The 8,732-nt window shown below is 65.0% G+C and carries 11 protein-coding genes; all 11 read right to left on the reverse strand.

Going from position 1 to position 8,732, the window contains the following annotated elements; genetic code table 11:
- Positions 1-11 precede the first annotated feature (11 nt).
- Entirely contained in the window at positions 12-752 is a 741-nt protein-coding gene (hisA, locus tag LQR33_RS17840) for a 1-(5-phosphoribosyl)-5-[(5-phosphoribosylamino)methylideneamino]imidazole-4-carboxamide isomerase (protein ID WP_166439554.1), read from the reverse strand.
- A 21-nt stretch (positions 753-773) separates the two neighbouring features.
- Complete coding sequence (gene hisH / locus LQR33_RS17845) at positions 774-1,412, reverse strand: imidazole glycerol phosphate synthase subunit HisH (protein ID WP_166439553.1); 639 nt, start codon at positions 1,410-1,412, stop codon at positions 774-776.
- Positions 1,413-1,416: 4 nt separating this feature from the next.
- On the reverse strand, positions 1,417-1,824 hold the full coding sequence (locus tag LQR33_RS17850) for a VOC family protein (RefSeq protein ID WP_231469971.1): 408 nt from the start codon (positions 1,822-1,824) through the stop codon (positions 1,417-1,419).
- Positions 1,821-2,414, reverse strand: a complete 594-nt coding sequence (hisB, locus tag LQR33_RS17855; protein ID WP_115616172.1) for an imidazoleglycerol-phosphate dehydratase HisB — start codon at positions 2,412-2,414, stop codon at positions 1,821-1,823. Before hisB ends, LQR33_RS17850 begins: the two co-directional genes overlap by 4 nt.
- Before the next feature lie 7 nt (positions 2,415-2,421).
- Positions 2,422-3,492, reverse strand: coding sequence for a histidinol-phosphate transaminase (hisC, locus tag LQR33_RS17860; RefSeq protein WP_166439551.1), 1,071 nt, complete (start codon positions 3,490-3,492; stop codon positions 2,422-2,424).
- Positions 3,493-3,571: 79 nt separating this feature from the next.
- Complete coding sequence (locus LQR33_RS17865; RefSeq protein ID WP_221668478.1) at positions 3,572-4,558, reverse strand: ABC transporter substrate-binding protein; 987 nt, start codon at positions 4,556-4,558, stop codon at positions 3,572-3,574.
- Between the two features lie 60 nt (positions 4,559-4,618).
- Entirely contained in the window at positions 4,619-5,923 is a 1,305-nt protein-coding gene (gene hisD, locus LQR33_RS17870) for a histidinol dehydrogenase (RefSeq protein ID WP_166439549.1), read from the reverse strand.
- Between the two features lie 90 nt (positions 5,924-6,013).
- Positions 6,014-6,655, reverse strand: coding sequence for an ATP phosphoribosyltransferase (gene hisG / locus LQR33_RS17875; protein ID WP_021478405.1), 642 nt, complete (start codon positions 6,653-6,655; stop codon positions 6,014-6,016).
- Positions 6,656-6,691: 36 nt separating this feature from the next.
- Positions 6,692-7,456, reverse strand: coding sequence for a flagellar brake protein (locus tag LQR33_RS17880; protein WP_231469972.1), 765 nt, complete (start codon positions 7,454-7,456; stop codon positions 6,692-6,694).
- 45 nt (positions 7,457-7,501) lie between these two features.
- Positions 7,502-8,080: an SCO family protein gene (locus LQR33_RS17885; protein ID WP_166439548.1), complete on the reverse strand. Its 579-nt coding sequence runs from the start codon at positions 8,078-8,080 to the stop codon at positions 7,502-7,504.
- Positions 8,080-8,732: heme o synthase (cyoE, locus tag LQR33_RS17890; RefSeq protein ID WP_231469973.1), on the reverse strand; the 653-nt coding region annotated here is incomplete at its 5' end. The genes LQR33_RS17885 and cyoE, both read right to left, overlap by 1 nt.

Consider the following 8,732-nt stretch of genomic DNA (forward strand, 5'->3'; position numbering starts at 1 on the left):
GGTCAGCCGGTTCAGCCGGCCAGTTCGTCCGCCAGCGTCTGCGCGGCGGCGAAATCGATGCTGCCCTCGTAGATGGCGCGGCCGGTGACCGCGCCCTCCACGCCCTCGTCCGCCACCGCGCACAGCGCGCGGATGTCGTCGAGGTTGGTCAGTCCGCCGGAGGCGATCACCGGAATGGTCAGCGCCTGCGCCAGCTTGACGGTGGCTTCGATGTTGACGCCGGTCATCATGCCGTCGCGGCCGATGTCGGTGTAGATCACCGAGTTGACGCCGTAGTCCTCGAAGCGCTTGGCCAGATCGATCACATTATGGTTGGTGATCTTGGCCCAGCCGTCGATCGCCACCATGCCGTCCTTGGCGTCCAGGCCGACAATGACCTGGCCGGGGAAGGCGTCGCAGGCGTCGTGCAGGAAGCCCGGCGTCTTGACCGCGGCGGTGCCGATGATCACATAGGACAAGCCCATGTCGAGGTAGGCCTCGATGGTGTCCAGATCGCGGATGCCGCCGCCCAGCTGCACCGGCATGTCCTGGCCGACTTCGCCGAGGATGTCGCGGATCACCGCCAGGTTTTTGGGCTTGCCGGCGAAGGCGCCGTTCAAGTCCACCAGATGCAGGCGTCGCGCGCCCTGGTCGCGCCAGTGAGCGGCAACCTTGACCGGATCGTCGGAAAAAATGGTGGCATCGTCCATCGCGCCCTGTCTCAGGCGCACGCATTGACCGTCTTTCAGGTCTATCGCGGGTATCAGCAGCATGGTGCGGAATCGAAACGTGAGTTAAACATTGCCGTCCCAGGCCAGGAAGTTCTTCATCATCTGAAGGCCGGCCCGGTGGCTCTTTTCGGTGTGAAACTGCGTGGCGAATATGTTGCCACGCCCGACGATGCAAGCAAACCGCTGCGGATAATCGCTTTCCGCGAGCGTCAGCGCCGCGTCGGCCGGCGCGAAATGGTAACTGTGGACGAAATAGAAGCGCTCGCCGTCGGCGATGCCGGCGAACAAAGGGTGGGACCGGGTCTGGTAAACCTGGTTCCAGCCCATGTGCGGCACCTTCAGCCGCTCGCCGCCGGCGACGAGATCGTCGGCGAAACGCCGCACGTCGCCCGGGAACAGACCCAGGCCGGCGGTGTCGCCTTCCTCGCTATGTTCGAACAATAGCTGCGCGCCGACGCAGATTCCAAAAAACGGCTTGTTCTGCGTGGTTTCACGGACCGCCTCGGCCAGGCCGTGGCGGTTCAGCTCGCGCATGCAGTCGGGCATCGCGCCCTGGCCGGGGAAAACCACCTTGTCGGCCTTCACCACCGCTTCCGGGTCGCGGGTCAGGAAAATATCGGCGCCGTTTTCGTTGGCGGCCTGCAGGGACTTCAGCACCGAGTGCAGATTACCCATGCCGTAGTCGATGACTGCGACTTTCATCTTGCTACAAGCTCATGTTCGGGGTGTGGCAGAACTCCAGCGCGATGCCGCCCGGGTCCTGGAAAAAAACGGCGTAATAGCCGTCGCTGTAATGCGGATACTCGGCCGGCGCGTCGGTGACGCGCGCGCCGATTTGCAGCAGCAGCGCATGCAGCGCGTCCACCGCCTGCCGGCTGGGCGCGTTGAAGGCCAGGTGCTGGAGGCCGACGCCATGGCGGATGAAGCCCGCGCCGTCCACCTGGCTCTGCTGCAGATAGATTTCATAGTTGCCGGCGGCATAGGCGGTCGGCCCTGCCGCGCGCCAGCCCATCGCCGGCATCGCGGCATCGTAGAAGGCCTTCGCCGCCGCCAGATCCGGCACCGACAGGCACAGGTGGTTGAGTCCGGCGATGCCGGGATCGACCCGGCTCATGCGCTCAGCGTCCCCTTGGTGGATGGCGTGATGCCGGCCATGCGCTCGTCGTGCTCGCAGGCCATGCGCAGCGCGCGTCCAAAGGCCTTGAAGATGGTCTCGGCCTGATGGTGGCTGTTATGGCCGCGCAGATTGTCGATGTGCAGGGTAACCATGCTGTGGTTGACGAAGCCGTGGAAAAACTCGGAAAACAGGTCAACGTCGAACTGGCCGATGCTGGCGCGGGTGTAATCGACGTTGTAGACCAGGCCCGGGCGGCCGGACAGATCGATCACCACCCGGCTCAGCGCCTCGTCCAGCGGCACGTAGGCGTGGCCGTAGCGGCGGATGCCCTTCTTGTCGCCGATGGCCTGGGCGAAAGCCTGGCCCAGCGTGATGCCGATATCTTCCACCGTGTGGTGGGCGTCGATATGCAGGTCGCCCACCGCCTTGACGTCCAGGTCGATCAGGCCGTGGCGGGCGATCTGGTCCATCATGTGGTCGAGGAAGGGCACGCCGGTTTCAAAGCGGCCGACGCCGGTGCCGTCCAGGTTCAGGCTGACGGTGATCTGGGTTTCCAGCGTGTTGCGGGTGACGGTTGCGGTTCTCATTGCGGCTTCAGGCGAAAAAACGTTGGATGGCGGACAGCAGCGCGGCGTTTTCATCCGGGCTGCCCACGGTCAGGCGCAGGCAGTTCGCCAGCAGCGGGTGGCTGCCGTGCAGCTGCTTGATCAGGATGCCGGACGCCTTCAAGTGCTGGAACAGGGCCGGCGCATCCGGCGCGCGGACGGTGACGAAATTGGCCTCGGACGGAAACGCCGCCAACTGAGGCAAGGCGGCCAATGCCGCCGACAGTTTCGCGCGCTCGGCGCGCAGCTCGGTCGCCTGGCGGTTGAACACGTCCAGATGCTTCAGGGCGAAACGGGCGGCGGCGAGGGTCAGCACATTGACGTTGTACGGCGGCCGCACCTTGTTCAGTTGCTCGATCCAGGCCGAGCTAGCCGCCGCGTAGCCGAGACGGATGCCGGCTAGGCCCAGTTTGGACAGCGTGCGCATCACCAGCAGATTGTCCAGCTCGCCGGCCAGGTCCATGAAACTGTCGGAGGCGAAGCTCTGATAGGCCTCGTCCACCACCACCAGCCCCGGCGCGGCGCGGCAGATCGCCATCACCTCGTCGCGGGCGTAGCGCGGACCGGTGGGATTGTTGGGGTAGGACACGAACACCACCGCCGGCTGCTCGCGCTCGATGGCGGCCAGCGTGGCCGGCAGGTCCAGCGTGAAATCCTCGCGCAGCGGCACGCCGACATACTGCAGGCCGGAGAATAGCGCGTTCATCTTGTACATCACGAACGACGGCTCCAGCGCCAACAGTTTGGCGCCGGGACGCGCCAGCGCCTGGGTGACCAGCGTGATCAGCTCGTCTGAACCGTTGCCCAGCACGACGTCGGCCGCAGCGGGAATGGCGAAGGCGGCGCGCAGATCGTCTTTCAGACCGCCGCCGTTGGCGTCCGGATAGCGGTTCAGCGCCACCCGGGCCAGCTCGGCGGCCAGTTCATGCTGCAGCTCGACCGGCAGCGGCCACGGGTTTTCCATCGCATCCAGCTTGATGAAGCCGGAGGCGTCGGCCACGTGGTAGGCCCCGATGGCGGCGATCTCGGGCCGCACCAGTTGTTGCACAGTCTGTTTCATGTCTCTTTCTCGCCCCTTGCCGGCCGCGCGGCGCGCGCCAGGCCGGAACGTCCATCCTACAAGTTTCGCCGGTTTTGGGCTACTCGACCCAATGCGCCTTGCGCGCCACCTGCGGCGGCAGCGACAGGCCGGAACGCGCCAGCTCGCTGCGACTGAACAGGTATTCGCCTTCCGATGGCGTGACCGGGAACAATGAGGACAGGCTGCGGTTCTCGAACAGCATCGCCTGCGCCATCCGCGCAGCCTCCAGCCCCTGCTCGCGCCCGGTCAGCACCCGGCCGCCTATGGCCTTGCCCTTGCCCACCGCGAAATTCCAGAACGCGAACATCGGCAATTTGCTGTTGGCCGCGGTCCAGCGCATCACTTCGTCGCTGGGCACGACCTTGCCGTTGTCGTCACGCAGTGTGAAATACAGTCCTACCCAGATCGCCTGGTAGCGCTGCGGCGCCTGCAGGACACGCTGCTGCCACTCGGCGAAGGTGTAGGGCAGCGCGATGTCGACGTCTATGCCGCCCAATCGGATGTTGTCCCGGCCGACGAAGGCTTCGTCGCGGATGATGCGCGAAGTCAAGTCGCTGTCGAACAGGGCCAGCGCGCGCTTCAAGCCGGGCACCATGCGCCCCAGCTCGAAAATATTGCGCAGGATCAACGGCCGCTCCAGCACGCCGCTGATATTGCTCGGCGTGGACTGGAAATAGTTGCGCGGATTGTTGTTGATGCCGAGATAGATGACCGGAGCGCCGGCCTCGGCCAGCTTGCTCCCCACCAGTTGTAACGCGGCATCGTCGCCAACGATGACAAGATCGGGCTGGAAAGCGGCGATGCGCTTGCGCGCCTCGTCAGCCCGGATCAGCACTTGCTCGCGCGGCAGGCGCTTGCTGTCCAGCGTGTACACCGCCAGTTCGCAGCGTCCGGACAGCTTTTCGTACAGCGCCGCGCGGTAGTCATGATCCCACTGGTAATCGCTGTGATAACTCTCCAGCAGAAACACCTTCTTTTCCGCGCCGAACACCGCCGCGGCCAAACACAGCAGGCCAACCGCCAGCCATACGCCTATCCTCGCCATCGCTCCCGCTCCTCTGCCGGCCTTGCCAGCTTTCAGGGTAGAGGACCGCGCGGAAATGCCCTAGCCCGGCTTCCCATCCTCCAGCCGCAGCTCGGCGGCGCGGGCATGCGCGGTCAGGCCTTCGCCGTGCGCCAGCAGGCTGGCGATGCGGCCCAGCTTCTGCGCGCCCGCCTGCGACACGCGGATCAGGCTGCTGCGCTTCTGGAAGTCGTAGACGCCCAGCGGGCTGGCGAAACGCGCGGTACGGCTGGTCGGCAGCACGTGGTTCGGGCCGGCGCAATAGTCGCCCAGGCTTTCCGAGGTGAAGCGGCCCATGAAGATGGCGCCGGCGTGGCGCAGCTGCGGCAGCAGCGCGTCCGGATCGGCCACCGACAGCTCCAGGTGCTCCGGCGCGATATAGTTGCTGATCTCGCAGGCTTCGGCCAGATCGCGCACCTCGATCAGCGCGCCGCGGCCCGCCAGGCTGGCTTCGATGATGGCGCGGCGCGGCATGGACGGCAGCAGCTTGGCGATGCTGGCTTCCACCTGCGCGATGTAATCCGCCGACGGGCACAGCAGGATCGCCTGGGCGATCTCGTCGTGTTCGGCCTGGCTGAACAGGTCCATCGCCACCCAGTCGGGCGGCGTGTCGCCGTCACAAATCACCAGGATTTCGGACGGGCCGGCCACCATGTCGATGCCGACTACGCCAAACACCCGGCGCTTGGCGGCGGCTACGTAGGCGTTGCCAGGGCCGGTGATCTTGTCCACCTGCGGCACCGTCTCGGTGCCGTAAGCCAGCGCAGCCACCGCCTGGGCGCCGCCGCAGGTGAACACCTTGTCGACGCCGGCGATGTAGGCTGCGGCCAGCACCAGGTCGTTGCGTTCGCCGCCCGGCGTCGGCACCACCATGATGATTTCGCCGACGCCGGCCACCTTGGCCGGCAGCGCGTTCATCAGCACCGAGCTCGGGTACGCGGCTTTGCCGCCCGGCACGTAGATGCCGACGCGGTCCAGCGCCGTCACCTGCTGGCCCAGCAAGGTGCCGTCTTCGTCCTCATAGCTCCAGCTGTGCGCCAGTTGCTTCTCGTGGTAGCGGCGCACGCGGTCGGCGGCGGCGGACAACGCGTCGCGCACATCGGCCGGCAGACGTCCCCACGCGGCTTCCAGCTGCTCGCGGCTGAGCGTCAGGTCGGCCATGCCCGCCGCCTGCATGCGGTCGAAACGGTTGGTGTACTCCACCAGCGCCGCGTCGCCGCGATGATGGACGTCGGCGCAGATGGACGCGACGGCGGCGTCGACTGCGGGGTCCTGCGCGGTTTCGAAGGCCAGCAGCGCTTTCAGGCGCGCGGCGAAGTCGGGCTGGGAGGAGGACAGTTTCAACATGATGATTCTCTGATGCTTGGAGCTTGAAGAATGGGCAACGCCGGCCGCCGGCAATCGGTTGACCGGCGGAGCGTCATGAGTTGGAAACGGTCAGGCCGGCACGGCGCCGGCGAAAGCGTCCAGCACCGGCTGGATCGCGTCGTATTTGAGCTTCAGCGCGGCCTGGTTCACCACCAGGCGCGAGCTGATGTCGATGATGTGCTCGACCGCCTCCAGCTTGTTGGCGCGCAGCGTGCCGCCGGTGGACACCAGGTCGACGATGGCGTCGGCCAGGCCAACCAACGGCGCCAGCTCCATCGAGCCGTACAGCTTGATGATGTCGACGTGCACGCCCTTCTTGGCGAAATGCTCGCGGGCGATCTGCGGATATTTGGTGGCGATCTTCAGCCGCGCGCCGCGGCGCACCGCCGCGTCGTAATCGAAGCCTTCCTGCACCGCCACCATCATCTTGCATTTGGCGATGTTGAGGTCCAGCGGCTGGTACAGGCCGGCGCCGCCATGCTCGATCAGCACGTCGCGGCCGGCGATGCCGAGATCGGCCGCGCCGTACTGCACATAGGTGGGCACGTCGGATGCGCGCACGATCACCAGTTGCACGTCCGGGTGGTTGGTGCCGATGATCAGCTTGCGCGAGGATTCCGGATTTTCCGCCGGCACGATGCCGGCAGCCGCCAGCAAGGGCAGCGTTTCTTCAAAGATGCGGCCCTTGGACAGGGCAATGGTCAGCTTCATGATGTTCTACTGCGAAAAGGATTTCGATAAGTCCGGTCAACCCACCATCGCGCGGCGTTCGCGCTCGAGGAAGCCGACATAACGCTGGATGATGGTTTCCATTGGAGGCGTCAGGTTGAGATAGGAGCATCCCACCCGCATCGCCTCGTTGCCGTTGCGCATCCGCGCGGTCAGGCGGTGGCGCACCTCGACGCCCAGCGAGAGCGTGCCGAACGGTTTCAGATCGATCGAGCACTGGCGGTACTGCTGGCCGATGTCGAAGCCTGGCGTATCGACGCCCGGCAGCCACAGGCTCAGGCCGCCCAGGCTGATGTCGAACAGCGCGAGATCGATCTCCCGCTGGCCGAAATCGCCGATATGGCAAAAAATCGGCTGGCCCAGCGGCGTCTGAATGCGGAAAAACTCGCGCCGCTGCAGCTTGATCACCTGCTCCGGCAGCCGGCACTGGAAGGCCGGCCGGTTGTCCACCATCACCCGGCTGATCTGCCCGGTGACAAACTGGGTCTTGACGCCCTCGGGAGAACAGACGAAGACATTGCGCTCGCTGTTCAGGACCTGGGCATTGGTTTCTTCCTCAGCGCCCCAGTCGAAAATGAAAACGCCAGCCTGGTAATCCACCTCCAACAGCCGGGTCAGAATGAAGTTTTTACCCTTGTTGGCAAAAACCGTCACCATATGACCGTGCTTGGCGATATTGGTCAGATGCTGCGCGATCTCGGTCGGCGAGCTCAGGGTGAACTTGGCCAGATCCAGCGGCTGATGCGAACTTGCCGGCATGGCTGGCGTATTGTCGTTGCTCACGATATTCCGGCCTTCATGTCTGCGGGGTTGAGTGATACGCCAAGTTTAGCGTAACAACTGCCGGATATCAGAAGCAAGGTTGGCCGCCGGGGTGCCGTAGGCCTCGTACACCCTGAGCTTGCCTTCCTTGTCCAGCAGATAGGAACCGGCGCTGTGGTCGACGGTGTAGCCGCCCTCCTCGTTCTTCACCTTCTGCGCGACAACCTTGTACTGCTTCATCACCTTTTCGATGTCGCCGGCAGCGCCGGTCAGGCCGATGAATCGCTTGTCGAAATGCGGCACGTAGCCGGCCAGAACCTGGGGCGTATCCCGCTCGGGATCGACGCTGACGAACATCACCTGCACCTTGTCGCCGTCGGCGCCCAGCTGCTTCATCACCGACGCGTACTCCAGCATCGTGGTCGGGCAAACGTCGGGACAGCTGGTATAGCCGAAGAACAGCGCCACCACCTTGCCGCGGAACTCATCCAGGCCGCGGGGCTTGCCGTGAAAATCGGTCAGCTTGAAATCGCCCCCCATCGAGGCATCCTCGATGGCGGTGCCCTTGAAATCGATTTTCTGGGCGCAGGCGGACAAAACCAACGCGGCGAACAAGCCTAGCAGGCACTTCAGGAATCGGGACATCAGCTCAATGGAATCAGGTAGTAATGGTCAAGCAAAAGCGCCGCGAACAGCCAGGTCAGATACCAGATGGACCAAGCGAACAGGCGGCGCGCCAAAGTGTCAGCATACTGGCGATGCAGCCTGACGGCAAGGAACAACAATCTGCCGTCCAGCAGCAAAACCGCGCCAAGATATATTGCCCCCGCCTCGCCCAGCGCCACCGGCAACAGCGTGACCGCCGTCAGCAAAAAACCGTACAACACGATGGACAGCGTCGTGTAGCGCTGGCCGTGCGTGACCGGCAGCATCGGCAAGCCGGCACGGGCGTAATCGTCGCGCCGGTACAGCGCCAGCGCCCAGAAATGCGGCGGCGTCCAGGTGTAGATGATCAGGAACAGCACCAGCGCGAACGCGTCGATTTCGCCGTTGACCGCCACCCACCCCAGCACCGGCGGCATCGCTCCGCTGGCGCCGCCGATCACGATGTTCTGCGGCGTGTTCGGCTTGAGCAACAAGGTGTAGACAATGGCGTAGCCGACAAAAGTTCCCAAGGTCAGCCAGGCGGTCAACGCATTGCAGCAGGCCAGCAGCAGCGCCAGCCCCATGCCGCCGACCGCAAGCGCCGCCAGCAGCGTCTCCCGCGCGCCCACCTCGCCGGTGGCCGTGGCCCGCC

The organism is Chromobacterium piscinae (assembly GCF_021129175.1).
GTDB lineage: Bacteria > Pseudomonadota > Gammaproteobacteria > Burkholderiales > Chromobacteriaceae > Chromobacterium > Chromobacterium piscinae.

What these genes read in the sequence shown, in the direction of transcription:
- hisA (WP_166439554.1), bottom strand. Translation starts at nt 752, where the DNA reads ATGCTGCTGATACCCGCGATAGACCTGAAAGACGGTCAATGCGTGCGC.
- hisH (WP_166439553.1), bottom strand. Translation starts at nt 1,412, where the DNA reads ATGAAAGTCGCAGTCATCGACTACGGCATGGGTAATCTGCACTCGGTG.
- LQR33_RS17850 (WP_231469971.1), bottom strand. Translation starts at nt 1,824, where the DNA reads ATGAGCCGGGTCGATCCCGGCATCGCCGGACTCAACCACCTGTGCCTG.
- hisB (WP_115616172.1), bottom strand. Translation starts at nt 2,414, where the DNA reads ATGAGAACCGCAACCGTCACCCGCAACACGCTGGAAACCCAGATCACC.
- hisC (WP_166439551.1), bottom strand. Translation starts at nt 3,492, where the DNA reads ATGAAACAGACTGTGCAACAACTGGTGCGGCCCGAGATCGCCGCCATC.
- LQR33_RS17865 (WP_221668478.1), bottom strand. Translation starts at nt 4,558, where the DNA reads ATGGCGAGGATAGGCGTATGGCTGGCGGTTGGCCTGCTGTGTTTGGCC.
- hisD (WP_166439549.1), bottom strand. Translation starts at nt 5,923, where the DNA reads ATGTTGAAACTGTCCTCCTCCCAGCCCGACTTCGCCGCGCGCCTGAAA.
- hisG (WP_021478405.1), bottom strand. Translation starts at nt 6,655, where the DNA reads ATGAAGCTGACCATTGCCCTGTCCAAGGGCCGCATCTTTGAAGAAACG.
- LQR33_RS17885 (WP_166439548.1), bottom strand. Translation starts at nt 8,080, where the DNA reads ATGTCCCGATTCCTGAAGTGCCTGCTAGGCTTGTTCGCCGCGTTGGTT.